The 14,295-nt window shown below is 44.0% G+C and carries 17 protein-coding genes; 3 read left to right on the plus strand and 14 right to left on the minus strand.

Annotated features, from left to right (window positions below):
• Positions 1-2: 2 nt before the first annotated feature.
• Both HF312_16005 and HF312_16010 read right to left on the minus strand, forming a co-directional pair.
• Entirely contained in the window at positions 3-407 is a 405-nt protein-coding gene (locus HF312_16005) for an SET domain-containing protein (GenBank protein MCU7521718.1), read from the minus strand.
• Between the two features lie 3 nt (positions 408-410).
• On the minus strand, positions 411-842 hold the full coding sequence (locus tag HF312_16010; protein MCU7521719.1) for a hypothetical protein: 432 nt from the start codon (positions 840-842) through the stop codon (positions 411-413).
• 157 nt (positions 843-999) lie between these two features.
• Here HF312_16010 and HF312_16015 point away from each other — a divergent pair, with 157 nt between their 5' ends.
• The 3 genes from HF312_16015 (at position 1,000) to HF312_16025 (ending at position 3,074) form a co-directional block, all read left to right on the plus strand.
• On the plus strand, positions 1,000-1,923 hold the full coding sequence (locus tag HF312_16015) for a toxin-antitoxin system YwqK family antitoxin (GenBank protein ID MCU7521720.1): 924 nt from the start codon (positions 1,000-1,002) through the stop codon (positions 1,921-1,923).
• 133 nt (positions 1,924-2,056) lie between these two features.
• Positions 2,057-2,818: a hypothetical protein gene (locus HF312_16020; protein MCU7521721.1), complete on the plus strand. Its 762-nt coding sequence runs from the start codon at positions 2,057-2,059 to the stop codon at positions 2,816-2,818.
• Positions 2,819-2,888: 70 nt separating this feature from the next.
• Positions 2,889-3,074, plus strand: coding sequence for a hypothetical protein (locus tag HF312_16025; GenBank protein ID MCU7521722.1), 186 nt, complete (start codon positions 2,889-2,891; stop codon positions 3,072-3,074).
• 59 nt (positions 3,075-3,133) lie between these two features.
• Here HF312_16025 and HF312_16030 read toward each other — a convergent pair whose 3' ends face one another.
• The 12 genes from HF312_16030 to smpB all read right to left on the minus strand — a co-directional run bounded on the left by HF312_16030 (position 3,134) and on the right by smpB (position 14,187).
• Complete coding sequence (locus HF312_16030) at positions 3,134-3,958, minus strand: purine-nucleoside phosphorylase (protein ID MCU7521723.1); 825 nt, start codon at positions 3,956-3,958, stop codon at positions 3,134-3,136.
• 45 nt (positions 3,959-4,003) lie between these two features.
• The gene (locus HF312_16035; GenBank protein ID MCU7521724.1) at positions 4,004-4,573 is read right to left on the minus strand and encodes a thymidine kinase; all 570 of its coding nucleotides are present in this window, start codon (positions 4,571-4,573) and stop codon (positions 4,004-4,006) included.
• A gap of 36 nt (positions 4,574-4,609) precedes the next feature.
• Complete coding sequence (cdd, locus tag HF312_16040; GenBank protein MCU7521725.1) at positions 4,610-5,014, minus strand: cytidine deaminase; 405 nt, start codon at positions 5,012-5,014, stop codon at positions 4,610-4,612.
• Between the two features lie 72 nt (positions 5,015-5,086).
• Entirely contained in the window at positions 5,087-7,819 is a 2,733-nt protein-coding gene (locus HF312_16045) for a DUF5110 domain-containing protein (protein MCU7521726.1), read from the minus strand.
• 307 nt (positions 7,820-8,126) lie between these two features.
• Positions 8,127-8,735 carry an N-acetylmuramoyl-L-alanine amidase gene (locus tag HF312_16050; protein MCU7521727.1) on the minus strand — a complete coding sequence of 203 codons (609 nt, stop codon included), beginning with the start codon at positions 8,733-8,735 and terminating at the stop codon, positions 8,127-8,129.
• A 93-nt stretch (positions 8,736-8,828) separates the two neighbouring features.
• The gene (locus HF312_16055; GenBank protein MCU7521728.1) at positions 8,829-9,314 is read right to left on the minus strand and encodes a universal stress protein; all 486 of its coding nucleotides are present in this window, start codon (positions 9,312-9,314) and stop codon (positions 8,829-8,831) included.
• A gap of 35 nt (positions 9,315-9,349) precedes the next feature.
• Positions 9,350-9,877: a cyclic nucleotide-binding domain-containing protein gene (locus HF312_16060; protein MCU7521729.1), complete on the minus strand. Its 528-nt coding sequence runs from the start codon at positions 9,875-9,877 to the stop codon at positions 9,350-9,352.
• Between the two features lie 7 nt (positions 9,878-9,884).
• A complete protein-coding gene (gene hisA / locus HF312_16065) occupies positions 9,885-10,640 on the minus strand; it encodes a 1-(5-phosphoribosyl)-5-[(5-phosphoribosylamino)methylideneamino]imidazole-4-carboxamide isomerase (GenBank protein MCU7521730.1) in 756 nt (251 codons plus the stop codon).
• Positions 10,641-10,877: 237 nt separating this feature from the next.
• Entirely contained in the window at positions 10,878-11,813 is a 936-nt protein-coding gene (locus HF312_16070; protein ID MCU7521731.1) for a TerC/Alx family metal homeostasis membrane protein, read from the minus strand.
• 20 nt (positions 11,814-11,833) lie between these two features.
• Positions 11,834-12,379, minus strand: a complete 546-nt coding sequence (locus HF312_16075; protein MCU7521732.1) for an arginine decarboxylase, pyruvoyl-dependent — start codon at positions 12,377-12,379, stop codon at positions 11,834-11,836.
• Positions 12,380-12,394: 15 nt separating this feature from the next.
• Positions 12,395-13,624: a tyrosine--tRNA ligase gene (locus tag HF312_16080; protein ID MCU7521733.1), complete on the minus strand. Its 1,230-nt coding sequence runs from the start codon at positions 13,622-13,624 to the stop codon at positions 12,395-12,397.
• 104 nt (positions 13,625-13,728) lie between these two features.
• The gene (gene smpB / locus HF312_16085; GenBank protein MCU7521734.1) at positions 13,729-14,187 is read right to left on the minus strand and encodes an SsrA-binding protein SmpB; all 459 of its coding nucleotides are present in this window, start codon (positions 14,185-14,187) and stop codon (positions 13,729-13,731) included.
• Between the last annotated feature and the right edge of the window lie 108 nt (positions 14,188-14,295).

The raw sequence follows: 14,295 nt of genomic DNA on the forward strand, positions 1-14,295 counted from the left end.
TACTATTCCGCCTTCTTCTCCGTGCACACAACACAATTGCACTGCTCATAAATCTCATCATAGCCGTAATCAATCGTTATCTCTTCACCTTCTTCAATCGCCCTTGCAGATACAAGCTTAAGCGAGGCTTCATCACCATCCATTACCTCACAGTTCGGCTCGCAGGAGTGGTTTATGTATTTGATCTTCTCGGTCTTAACCGTGTCAATGTAGGTGTCCCCGTTATAAAATATATAAACGTTTTCCTCTTCCTCCTCGCGCCTTATAGCTTCATCTTCGTCAATTACCTCTCCCTTTATTATGAACAGCATTTCACCCGGGGCAATATTCTCAACTGCAAAAAGGCCGTAGCCATGAATTCCTGAACTTTTTACTTCAATCAGATTTGACTTGTCGCTGCTTTTCAAAAATTACTTCCTTAAATATTTTACTGTTTTACTGCAAATTGCCTCAACGTCCGACCCCGGAAGAATCGGATAGTTATACCTTACGCTCTCTTCCTGTACCTCGTCTAAGTAACTGAACTCCCTTAGCATTCGGTTTTCACTTCCATAGTAGGCAATCCTTAGTATGCTGTATTTCGAAAGCTCAGTGTTGATAAGATAATACGTCTTTACCTTGAATATTCTTCCGCTTATGCCTTCAATTATAATAGGCTCTTTGAAGGACTGGAGGCCCCAGACGTAAATATCCGCTTTCTCCCGTGCCTTCAGCGTCGTAACGTCTACCTGCAGAAGGTTGCCCGCGGAATTCTTTACCATTACCCAGGCTTCCTGCTTGTCCTGCGCACGGGCTGCCGCGGTGAATATTATTAGCATCAGCAATGCTGAAAGGTATTTCATGTTGAGTCTTTTTTATCACTAAAATAAGTAATAATTAAATAAAGTAAAATGTGAGATTCCGCACTTTCAATAAATTTGCTTAATTTACGCAAGTATATTTCGATAATAATACAACAATCCATTCTTTTTCAAAAAATAATATGTGTTGATCCTGTTTATGAATAAACCTTCAGAATACGAGATAGAAAAAGGGCTTAAAAATGGCCTGTTCAGGACGTACTATACCAGCGGAGCCGTCCGCACGGAAAAGTTTTACTCAAACGGCAAGCTCGAAGGTGAGGTTAAACTCTTAAATGAAAACGGTACAATCCAGGAACTCATACAGTATAAGAATGGAAAGAAAAACGGCACGGCAAAAGTCTTTTATGATAACGGCCTGCCTAAAATTGAAATTGAGTTTAAGGATGACCTCCAGCACGGTCTGACCAGCTATTACTATGAGGACGGCCAGCTTAAAAGCGAAATCAGCTATTCTAACGGAGTCCGCGAAGGATCTACAAAAGTCTACTTCCATTCGGGTACGGTTAAAAGCGACGAAAACCTGGTAAATGGAAAAAAAGAAGGCATCAGCAAAACTTTCTATAAAAGCGGCGCCCTTAAAGGGGAGTGGAACTACAGAAACGGCGTCGCCGACGGCACTTCCAGATTCTACTACGAAAACGGCGCACTCCTTGCAATTAAAAACTTCCTCGATGGACGCGACGACGGCCTGACACAAATCTATTACGAGGACGGAAAGCTGAAGGAAGAAATTAACTTCGTTAACGGAATTAAAAACGGCATTAACCTCTTGTACAACAGGGACGGCTCTCTTAAGGATAAAGTTTTCTACGATATGGGGGATAAGGTAAACGTGGACGAATTTATGGATAACCCGCCCATGAGCCCCGAACCCTCTGTAAAGGCGCCCGAAACTCCATTGTTCAAAAGCGAAAGGGAAGAGCCAAAACCCTCTTATGCCCCGGAAAATAATTCGGAAGAAAAAAGAATCAGCACACCTGTTGTAATTGGAATCGTTGCTGCCACATTCGTCGTAATTTTCTTTGCGTACGTGATTTTAATCAGCGTCTTCCACCTCTGACATAAACACTTTTTCTCCTGCGATATTCATAGCCCAAATGGGCCATACCTGAAATTTCCGTTTACTTTTACCCCCGGAGTGTTTAACTTTTATGCCGTAATTTGTATATTTGCATACAAAATTTATAAAATTAATGAAAATCGGTTTAGTACAATATAACCCCACATGGGAAAATATAGAAGAAAATAAGTTAAAACTGGATGAACTGGTTTCAAAATGCCAGGAAAATTATTCTCTTTTAATTTTCCCCGAAATGTCCCTCACGGGCTTTACCATGAATTCCGTAAAGTTCGCCGGGGAAGATGGCGGCACCTCCTGCCGGTACTTTTCAGACCTTGCCAAAAGGCTGAATACTGAAGTTATTGCGGGCTTTATTGAAAAGGCTGATTCCAAAATCTATAACAGCCTTGTCCATTACGGCACTGATGGCGCCTTAAAAAATAAATACAGGAAGATTCATCCTTTTTCATTCTCAGGCGAAAATGTACACTACTCCAGAGGTGAAAAACCGGTCGTCTCTTCTATAGGTGAATGGAAAATAGGCTTGTCTATCTGCTACGACCTCAGGTTCCCGGAACTATTCCGCACATATGCCAGGGAACGCACTGAACTCATGGTTGTAATTGCAAACTGGCCCGTTAAAAGAATTGAACACTGGAAGGCTCTCCTTAAGGCAAGAGCTATCGAAAACCAGTGCTACATCGCAGCTGTTAACCGCGTCGGCACCGATCCGGGTAATGACTATAACGGCTTTAGCAGCATTATCTCTCCCCTGGGCGATGAACTGATTACACTCGTTAACGACGAAACCATATCCGGAACGGATATCAGCCTGGACACACTCATGGACGTGAGAAAAAGGCTCCCTTTCCTTAATGATATGTTTTTGTTTTAACCTGATAATACTTCAAAGGAATTACTTGATCCGGACCTAATTGTTCTTTTTAAATAAATCGGAAATGGAAATGTCACTTAAAAAATCAGCTTACAATGAATGGTCAATTGAAAAAGGAGACTACGTCAGAAAGGACCTTTCAAAGCAGGATATGATTTACAAAAGCAGAATGAGCCCTCTTTTAAGAGCCTTTATTTCTGGACTCGTACTGCTCGCAGTTATTCTGGCCGTTGTGCTGAAAATCCAGCACTTTTAAGCCTTGCCGGAAACACTTTTTAATCCCCCCATATTACCGGCTGGTTGATTAAACCCTGTTTAATCAACCAGCGTAATAACCTTCTTTATCAGACTCTCAAATGTATGTTTTACTCTGTTGGCGGTTTCAGTTACATCACTGTGCGAAAGCTTTACCGGTGAAATTCCGGCTGCGTAATTTGTAATGCATGTAATTGCCGCTACTTCCATGCCCAGGTATGAGGCATATACGGCTTCATGAACTGTCGACATCCCGACGGCATCCCCGCCAAAGGCTCCCATCATCTTTATTTCAGCAGGAGTCTCATAACTCGGTCCCTTTGCGTAATAATATACCCCTTCCCTCAAGTAAATTCTTTCCTCAAGCGCTGCCTTGCGTATCTTCTCATTCAGTATGGGGGAGGGAAACGAGAGTACCCGGTCTTTTGCTTCTTTGGAAATTGTTCCTATCAGCTGGCTCAGCTCTTTTTTAATGTTCACTGAATTAAAAGAAACGTTAAGCATCAGGTCGCCCGGAACAAAATTCGGGTTAATTCCTCCGGCCGCATTCGTTAAAATAACTTTTTTGCACCCAAGCTTATGAGCCAGGAAAACCGGCAGGACACACTCGCTTATCTTATAGCCTTCATAGAAGTGGATCCTTCCCTGAAAGAGCATCAGCTTTTTACCCTTGTACTCCGAAAAATGAATCTTCCCCTCGTGCCCGGGCACTGTGGAAGGGGGATATCCGGGCAGGGAAGTGGTGCTGATGGTTTTTATTGTATCCACGCTTTCTGCAAATTCACCAAGTCCGCTTCCAAGAATAAGAGCAGCATCAGGCGTAAAGGGAGCAAGATCTTTTACCGCATCTGAAAGGTTGTGATATTTATTGTTTAAGTTTATCATGTTTAACAATTATCCTTATTAAAGAAACTGCGCGCCTGAAGTTATTTATTCCGGAATATAATGGCACTTTCTGCAGCGCGCTTCGTAGCTGTCTGATGCACCAACTATGACCCTCTCGGCCGAGTGGATCGTACGCTGCGTCCTGTCAGCAGGGTTTCCGCATACTACACATATGGCAAGCGTTTTAGTGATGTATTCGGCTATCGCCAGCATCTGAGGCATCGGCTCAAATGGCTGAGCCTTGTAATCCAGGTCAAGGCCTGCTACAACAACCCTTTTTCCCTCGTCTGCAAGCGTGTTGCATACGTCAACCAGGTCATTTGAGAAAAACTGCGCCTCGTCTATTCCAATAACCTGCGCGTCAGAAGAAAGCTTTAAGATCTCCTGCGCGTTGTCTATAAGTATGGAAGGAAGCGACTGCTCGCTGTGCGATACGATTTCTGTATCCGAATACCTCGTATCAATGCGCGGCTTGAATATTTTAACGTTCTGCTTGGCTATCCTGGCCCTTCTAAGGCGCCTTATCAGCTCTTCGGTTTTACCGCTGAACATGCATCCTGCTATAACCTCAATCCAGCCTGTTCCCTTTGGAGTTGAATGCGGTGTAAATTCCATCATCTCTTTTACGAGCCCCCGTCTTATTTGTAAATCTTATTTTTTGGCGCTTTCCAGATCCTCATCCTTAAAAGCGTAGGGAAGAAGTTCATCGAGTTTCTTTATGTCTAATTCATTTTTGTGATTAATCATAATTACGTCGATGTTTCCGCACAAGTCCTGCATTACCTGACGGCAGGCACCGCACGGAGGGCAGAATCCCGGAGCGTCACTTGCAATTGCTATGGCCGTAAATTTCCTCTCGCCTTCAGAAATTGCCTTAAAGACTGCGGTCCTTTCCGCACATATTGTAAGCCCGTATGAGGAGGTCTCAATGTTGCCGCCTAAGTAAACTTTACCCTCTGCGGTCAGAAGTGCAGCGCCAACATGAAACTTTGAGTATGTCGGCAGCGCCCGTCCTTTTGCCTCAACGGCTTTCTCTGCTAATAACTTGTAATCCATTTTCTTCTCTAAAAATTATCCAAAAATAGGCCATTATTATAATAAATCTGCGGGTTAACTGCAAAATTATTTCTACTTCACCAGATTCATTTTCTTCACCTCACGGTAGCTCCCGCAATTAAGCTCATATATGTAAACGCCGCTTGGAAGGCTTCCGGCATCAAAGTTTATTTCAAAATCTCCCCGCGGCATTTCTTTATCTATTAGCCTTGCTGCTTTGCGCCCTAAAATGTCATAAACCGTAAGCTTTACCAGAGATTTTTCAGCAATCGTGAACTTGATTTTTGTAGTGGGATTAAAAGGGTTTGGATAGTTCTGCTCCAGGCTGAACTTCATCACCTTGCTGTTGTCGCGGACATCTGTAAGAAGACTGATGTTGTTTGCTGTTACTTTGTACGCGCTGTCAGCATACGCCTTTAGCTGAATAAACAGGGTGTGCGACGCATTATCAAAATAGAACCCTCCCGTGCTCATCTTCAGCTCCATTAGTGAAGGCTGGATAGTGGCACTTCTGCCGTTTATCACTACAGATTCCGGCTTATCCGAAATTAAATGCACTTCTGCAATGTAAGTCCTGAAAAACGGTTTTCCCGTGTAGCTCCCCTGCGTCTCCCCGATTGTCAGCTCCAGTGAGTTTCCTTTGTCTGAAGTCAGAGTCCTCTGCGTAAAGACTGTCTGGCTGAACTGCCCATTCTGATAAGAAAGAGTTTTCCCGTCATCTTCATAAAGCTTAAAATTCCCCGGATTATCTAATGAGGGATAGATCCTTAGAAGTAGAGTGTCGGTAGGGATCTCTTCTGTATTCTTAACTACTGGCTGCATAGGAATAATGCTTCCCATTTTTACAAACACCGGCATCTTCTCCATCGGAGAGGGCACCGTAATTGTCTGGCTTCCATTATAAATGTGGTCATCAAAAAAATCAACCCATAATCCTTCAGGAAGATAAACACTCTTTGAAGTCTGCCCTTGTGAAACAACAGGGGAGACTAGCATGGAACTTCCCCACATGTACGAAGTGCTTAAGTTGTAAAGCTTCTCATCCGTGGGGTAATCGAAGAACAATGGGCGCGCAAGCGGCATGCCGGTCGTGTGGTTTTCGTAAGCCATGGTGTAAATGTATGGTATAAGCTGGTATCTTAACCGAATGAATTTCCGGCTTATTTCTTCGGTTTCGGTTCCGAATATCCACGGCTCTGTATCCTGTCCAGTCCCGTGCGCCCGCGTAATGGGGCAGAAGCTCCCGAACTCCATCCACCTCGCGTACAGTTCCGGCGTCGTATAACCCCCGGTAAAGCCCCCAATGTCTGAATTGTGGTATCCCAGCCCTGAAAGCCCCATGCTTAACATAATTGGAAGCTGCACCGCAAGACCCCCGAAGCTCCTTCCAACATCCCCAGACCACGTTATAGCTGAATACCTCTGGATCCCGGCGTAGCCCGAACGTGTCAGGTCGAACAGCCTCTCGTTTGGACGGAAACTCTTAAACCCGTTAAAAATTGTCCTGGCCCAGAGGAGGTTATATACGTTGTGCACTTTAGTCGAAGGCCCCAAATAATACTGCATCTGCGCGTTGTCACGTTCCGGCTCACCAAGATCCGTCCAGATCCCGGCCATCTGGCTTCCGAAAAAGGAAGGATGCATGTTCCACCACCACTGCTGTGCCTGGGGGTTCGTAATGTCTAAAAGTCCGGCGTTGCAGCCGCAGCTCCACCAGCCAGAGAATACAAAAGGGCTTCCCTGGCTGTTTTTGGCAAAGTAACCCTTGGATGCCGCCTCACTAAAGTTTGGCGAGCTTTCTGTAATATATGGTTCAGTAATTGCAACCGTTTTTACCCCCTGCGCCAGAAAGTCATTCATCATCTTAAACGGGTTAGGCCACTTTGATAGGTCCCAGCTGATGTCTCCCATCGCCTTAAACCAGTAGAGGTCCAGCACTATGGCGTCCAGCGGAATATTTTTCTCCTTCATCGTCTGAACCATAGTCCTTGCCTCAGATTCATCGCGGTAGCCGTACTTAGACTGTATGTAGCCCAGGGCCCACCTTGGAGGCAAGGGCTGCCGTCCTGTAAGCCAGGTGTATTTGCTTAGCTGCTCCGGAATACCCCGTGCGGCAATAAGATAATAGGAAAGCTCTCCTCCGGAAACACTGTAGGAAAAGGCCTGAGTCCCGTTCTGCCCGAAATTCCAATAGCCGGGATAAGTGTTTTCAAAGTAAATGGAGTATCCGTTTGTTGAAGCCGCAAAAGGAATGTTAATCATCATTACGTCAAGAGGTGACGTGTAGCCGCCCATCTGTGTGTTGTAGCTGGAAAATGCCTGCCCGCGCTTGTCCAGATCTGTCCCTCTTTCACCCGTGCCGTAAAAGTGCTCGTTCTGCTGAATCCGGAATTCAACGCTCCTTGTGCTGCCGCTAAAGGAAAAGCCCCCTTTATCTTTTAAGAGAAGATTCCCCTGCAGGTCATAATACGTAATCCTTAAGGGATACTTTGACACCCTGACCCTTAATCCCGCTGATGCAATCTCGAGCGTGGAATCCGTTTCAGATCTTATAATTGGAACTGCCTCAGAGGTATCCTGTATGACAACAAGAGAGGAATCAAACTTGGTGCCGGGAGAGGGGATGAAATCCACCTTCACGATCTCGGGTTTGTAAAAGGTAAAGCGGAAGGCCGCACTGCCTGCATTAACAAGCGTTACCCTGCCCGCGGCAGAATAAGAGGTGAAGTTTCCCGGGTATGTTTGTGCAGAAAGAAAAGCCGGGAATAAAATTATAATAAGGGAAAATCTTCTTAATAAATTCATACTGGGTAAATAAAAGAAAAAATTCTTAAAGAGCAATTTATAAAGAAGAAATTCCCCGGAGCTCACCTTAATGCTGATCAAAAAAAGAAATTTGAGGACCTGAAGAACAGAAGGCCTGAGATGGATGATAGGTCTTTTTCTCCCGGAAGAGGGATGCACAAGGGCCCGGGCCTTTATGAAAATCCGGGAGCGCCCGATGATATGCTTGCCCCCGGAATGCCCGGGGATGACTTATAAAACCTGAAAAAACAAAAGCGGGATTATGGCCATTTTGACCGCCCATAATCCCGCTTTTTAAAGTAAAAAATTATTTACCGTACTTTTCTTTCAGAACTTCCTTGACCCTTTTAATTAAAGAGCCGTCCTGAAGGTACTTATAAAGATCCTTCCCGGGGCAGAGAGTATCTGCGTAATCCTTGTGTCCCTTTATCGTCTCAGGTGAAATATTGTACTTGTTGCAGCAGTATGCCAGAAGGTCTACAAGCGACTTCAGCTGCTCTTCTGTTACCTTCTGCTCCTCGAAGTTCCCGAGGCACGTAATTAAAAGATGGCCTGTCGGATCATAAGTCGTATTTGTCTCACCGGCGGTAAAAACATTGCGCCCTTCAAATATATTTCCGTGCGCGTCAATCATAAAGTGATAGGGGATATCTGCCCAGTTCCTGTCCTTGCCCATTCCCCATACCTGGGTTTTCTTGATCTTCTCGGCAGCGCTGCTGTCGGGACTTAAATATTCACCCTCGTGGTGGATGGTAATCCTGTTTGGAACATGCGGCTTAAATGGCTTGGGATCCAGAGCGCCCCAGGCCGAACGCGGAATTATATTAACATCTTCTCCCGCTGCTTTCTGTGAGGATGAGCATCCTGCGGCAAGAGCCATAAGTAACGGCAGAATTAAAATCAGTCTTTTCTTCATGCAATTTTGTCCATTGATTTGTTTTTTTTACGGGGGATAACATAAAAAAAAATCATTTCATATCAAAGGACATCTGCATGGATTTGACCGCGGCTATCCTTTCTTCTCTGTCTTATAGCTGAAACCTTTTATCGGTGTCCTGAGGCTCAAAACAGGGCAGGGGGCTTTCCTTATTACCTTCTCTGCCGTACTTCCGAAGAGTATCTGTTCCATACCAGTGTGCCCGTGCGAGGCGATGATAATGAGGTCGGCGTCAATTTCCTGTGCGGTTTCATTGATTTCAACAAAAGGCTTCCCGGTTTTAATTATAATCTCGTAACAAAGTGTCTCAGGTATCTCTTTTTTAGCCAGGCTCAGAAGCTCATCCTTGGCTTTTGAATTAACTTCAAGCTCCACCGAGGGAAGTGCCACCTGCCCCATGCTGAAATCTGCCGGATATATGACCGGCTCAACTACATAGATGAGATATAGTGTTTCGGCTGAGTTCTCCTGTGCAAAATCCACGGCGTACTTGAGCGCATTTTTAGAGAATTCCGAGAAATCCACGGGAACTAGTATCTTTTTAATCAGGCTTCCCATAACAGTACCTCCTTATAAAAAAAGAGTGTTATGATCTATTTATCCAGGAAAAAGTTAGCGTAATCCTGGCTTAACTGTCTGAAACGGTGAGCAAAAATCTGTGAAATACCCCTTAAGACTTTTATCCCTTTTTTGGGATACTTGTCTATATACTCGTCAAGATCCGGCTTAAAGATGACTATAAGTTTTGAGTCCTTCTGTGCAATTGCCGAGGCATAGCGCTTTTCATTTTCCAGCATCGCCAGCTCACCAAAAAAGTCCCCCTTCCTGTATCGCCCCACATTAAGCTTCTTGCCGTCCTTAAATGTCATCTCCAGAGAGACTTCACCTTCCTGTATAAAATAAAACGCCGTTCCCGGGTCGTCCTGAAAGAAAACATATTCACCTGAGGCATAAATCCTGTTATGCATAATCGGCATTAATAAGTCCACATCTTTTGCGCTAAAGCTCTCAAAGGGGAGAGTGGACGTAAAAAGATCCAGTATTTCATTTTTTTCAGCCGGAGTCTTAAACAGGTTTGAAAAAAAACTGCTCTGCCTCCTGAGCTTTTTTTCCGGTTCCATTAAATCCTCATGTAAATATGCCGAATTCAGCTACCCGCCATAATCTCTGGCAGGGGAAATTATTTTCGTAAAGCGCACGCCCTACAATAACAGAATCAATGCCGCAGTCCACATAATCCTGTATTTTCATCAGGTCATCTTTATCCCTTACGCCGCCTGAGAGCGTAACCTTCTTGCCCGTTGCCTCGGCAATGCTTTTCGAAAGCTCAATGTTCGGCCCTAAGAGCATACCGTTTCTTTTGACGTCTGTTACAATAAGCCTTTCTACCCCGTATTCACTCAGCTTTTTTGCGAACTCCAGGGGTGTCACATGGGTCCTGACCTGTCTTCCTTTTATTACCACTTCATTATCCACCGTATCAATTGCTGCCGCTACGTGCTTGGGACCAAATGTCTCCAGTATTTTCTTGAACTCTTCAGGATTTTCCATCGCTAGGCTCCCGATTGCCAGACGGTATACCCCGGCATCCATGGCCCTTTTTGCGGCGTCCAGCGTCCTTATGCCGCCTCCAAGCTGCACCGGAATTACAACCGCAGAACAGATCTTTTCAATTATCTCCAGATTCTGAACCGAGCTGTCCCAGGCTGCATTGAAATCCACCACATGAATGCACTTCGCATTCTCCGCCCTCCAGATGAGCGCCATTTCAACAGGATCATTGCCGTATTCAGGACAGTCCAGATCAGGTATGCCCTGAACTACTCGGACGGTCTGGCCGTCTTTGATGTCAATAGAAGGAATCACCAAAAGTTTTGGTATCACAATCTCAAAACCCCACTATTTATAACGCTTCTTGTTTTAATTATCAATTTCTTAGTTTTATTACGCTTCAGAACAATTTTTCTTCTTACAAATATCTGATAACCGGCATTTCTCAATCATAAAACCTTTCTATGGCAAAAAATAAGTATTTTGCGCCTGAAAGCCAACAAACATTTCCTTAATTAAATATACGATATTTATTTTATTTTTATCTGTGCCCGGAAGCTAAAAAGGCGGTCACTGCCGTGCCTCATTTTCTTTCGGCGGAAAAGCCAGAGAAAGAATGATGGATGCGGCAAGGCAGAAAACAATAAAGATCAATGAAAGTTCTGTGGGAATTGGAAAAATATCCGAAAGAACCATTTTTATCCCAACGAAAAATAAAATAACAGCTACTCCGTACTTCAGATAAGTAAACAGCTTTACAATCCCCGCAAGAGCGAAATAAAGCGCCCTCAGACCCAGAATTGCAAAAATGTTAGACGTAATGATAACAAAAACATCCTTTGTTATCGCTATTACCGCCGGAATTGAATCAACTGCAAATATCAGGTCAGCCGACTCAATCAGCAGAAAAGTAAGAAACAGGGGAGTAACATACCTCTTGCCGTTCTGCTTTATAAAAAACTTTTTCCCGTTGTATTTTGAAACCAGGTTAAATCTTTTCGAGGCAAACCTGAAGACAGGATTGTGTTCAAGATTTATCTCACCCTCGCCTCCAAATGCCATCTTGTATGAGGCATAAAACAAAAGTATGCCGAAAATGTAAATGATGGGATGAAACATGTTTACCAGCGCCACACCCGCAAGTATAAAGATTACCCTCATTACTATGGCGCTTAAAATTCCCCATTTAAGCACGTGCGGCTGATTTGCCTCGTGAATCCCCATAACCTTGAAGATCATGATAAATATAAACAGGTTGTCAACCGAAAGGGATTTTTCAATTATATAGCCGGTCAGGAATTCTACGGAGAGACTGTGGCCCTGTTCCATGAAGAGATAAATTGCAAGGTTGAAGAGCAAAGCGGCACCTATCCAGATGCCGCTCCACATTAGACTTGCTTTTATACCGACTTTACCTTTTCTGTGTTCTGTGCGGTACAGATCCACATAAAACATAACTGAAACTACAACAGCAAATATCACCCAAAAAATTAAGTGATTGTCCATCTATTAATTTATATGTATTTCTATGGAAGCATGACTGCTGCGGCAATAACCGTGGTCCACAAACCCGATTTTTCGCCTTCGGCAGACTGTGTTACATTAAATGAACGAACTATTTTACCAGACATCTTAAACACCTGCTCTCTTTCATTCCAGTCTGTATCAGCATTGAAATCAACACCCAATGTCGTCGCGAGCATCTGAGCAGCCAGATCTTCGGCATAATCACCGGCATTCTTTTCAGTCTCCCCATAGGGATGGTGTTCAGAGAGATAGCCATACTGCGATGCATCTGCAGGCAGTGCAACACCCAGTGAAGCAGCTACTAGACGGTTGGGCTCATTTGTGGAGTTCCTGGCCATAACACAAAATGTGATCTGACCCGGATTAATTTCTTTGAGACCCTCTTCCTTCGAAATGCGTTTGCATCCAACCGGATAAATGCTGCTTACGGTAACCAGGTTGCATTTCTCAATCCCGGCGCTCCTGAGCGCCATTTCAAATGAATGCAGATATTCTTTGTGCCGGCCTACCCCTTTGGTAAAAAATATTTTTGTTGGTACATACAAATTATCATCTCCTTTTTAACATGTTATTTTAATAAATTTTCTTTTTCCTACTTTAAGTATCTTCTCTTTGTCTAATACTATTACTGCGGCAATATCATCAACTCTTTCCCCGTCAACAGTAACTCCTCCCTGTAATACAAGTCTCCTGGCTTCCTGCTTCGAAGGCGCAAATTTCACCGTAAGAATCAGATCCAGTATCCCGATCTCATTAACACCCTGGTCAAACTTGTATTCTTCAATTTCATCAGGCAGTCCTTTGTCGACAAAAATTCTGTCAAATTCCTTCTCTGCACTTTCGGCTGCTTCCTCGTCGTGATACATGGCTACAATTGTCTTTGCCAGCCTGCGCTTTGCATCACGCGGATTGTTCCCCGGGGTTTCAAGAAACTTTTCCAGTTCCTTCAGTTCCGCGTTAGGAATGTTTGTTGCAAGCTCATAATATGTGTAGATGAGGTTGTCCGGAATTGAAAGCGTCTTGCCGAATATGTCTTTTGCAGGCTCGCTTATTCCTATGTAGTTTCCGTATGATTTGCTCATCTTCTCCACGCCGTCGGTCCCGACAAGAAGGGGCATCGTAAGAATAACCTGCGGCTCCATGCCGAACTCCCTCTGTATGTCGCGCCCCACGAGGAGATTGAATTTCTGATCCGTTCCCCCAAGCTCAACGTCGCTTTCAATTGCAACTGAATCCATTGCCTGGGCAAGTGGATATAAAAGTTCATGCAGGCTTATCGGCTCCGAAGCCTTCATCCTTTTTGTGAAATCGTCACGCTCAAGCATCCTTGCAACAGTATACTTTGATGCCAGCTTTATGACATCCTCAAATGTCATTTTTCCCAGCCACTGCGAATTGTATACAATTTTGGTCTTTTCTCTGTTGAGTATCTTGGAAGCCTGTTCTAAATATGACTGTCCGTTAGCACGCGACTCTTCAAGCGTAAGAGGGGGGCGTGTGGTGTTCCGCCCGGTCGGGTCGCCGATCATGCCGGTAAAATCCCCGATTATAAGTATCGCCTGGTGCCCCAGGCTCTGGAACTGTGCTAACTTTCTTAAAACAACCGAATGGCCAAGGTGAAGGTCGGGTCTGGTCGGATCACAGCCAAGTTTAACGTTCAGCGGCTTGTTCTTCTTTAACGAATTTTCTAGTTTTTTTACTAACTCATCTTCTGGAATGATCTCAGTGGCCCCGCGTCTAATCAGGTCCATCTGCTCATTAATGGGGGGAAAACTTATTTTATCTGCCATTTCTTAAGAAAATTTATTGCCTTCAATGTTGAAAATTACATTCATATGAATGATTTATTATTAAACTTCAAAATTTCAATCTAAATGTCTAACCAAAAAATATTTCAGTATTTGACCCTTCTTTCCATCTCACGGTTGAAATCGCGCTTTGCTATGTCTTCACGCTTATCGTAAACCTTTTTGCCCTTGGCCAGAGCCAGCTCAACCTTGACTTTTCCCTGTTTCAGGTAAAGCCTTAACGGCACTAGTGTCAGACCCTTTTCTTTTACCTTACCGATGAGCTTGCGGATTTCACTTTTATTAAGAAGCAGCTTCCTGGTTCTAAGAGGATCATGGTTGTTGATGCTGCCCTGATCGTAAACACTGATGTGAGAGTTGACGAGCCAGAGTTCACCATCTTTCAGCGTGGCATAACTGTCCAAAAGGTTCGCCTTGCCCTGCCTTATGGACTTAACTTCAGTCCCCTGTAAAACAATTCCCGCCTCATAAGTCTGAATTATTGCATACTCATGCCGCGCTTTTCTGTTTACAGCTACGTCTTTTTCTACGGGAGTACCTGCCATCCTGAAATAAACCTACAAAATTATTTTTATTGGTGAATAAATGCAAGAAAATTTTGCATTTATAAAATTTCTATTTTAAAACTTAAATGTAAAAAATATTCCAGAATA

The organism is Ignavibacteria bacterium, assembly GCA_025612375.1.
In the GTDB taxonomy this organism is placed as follows: Bacteria; Bacteroidota; Ignavibacteria; order Ignavibacteriales; family SURF-24; genus JAAXKN01.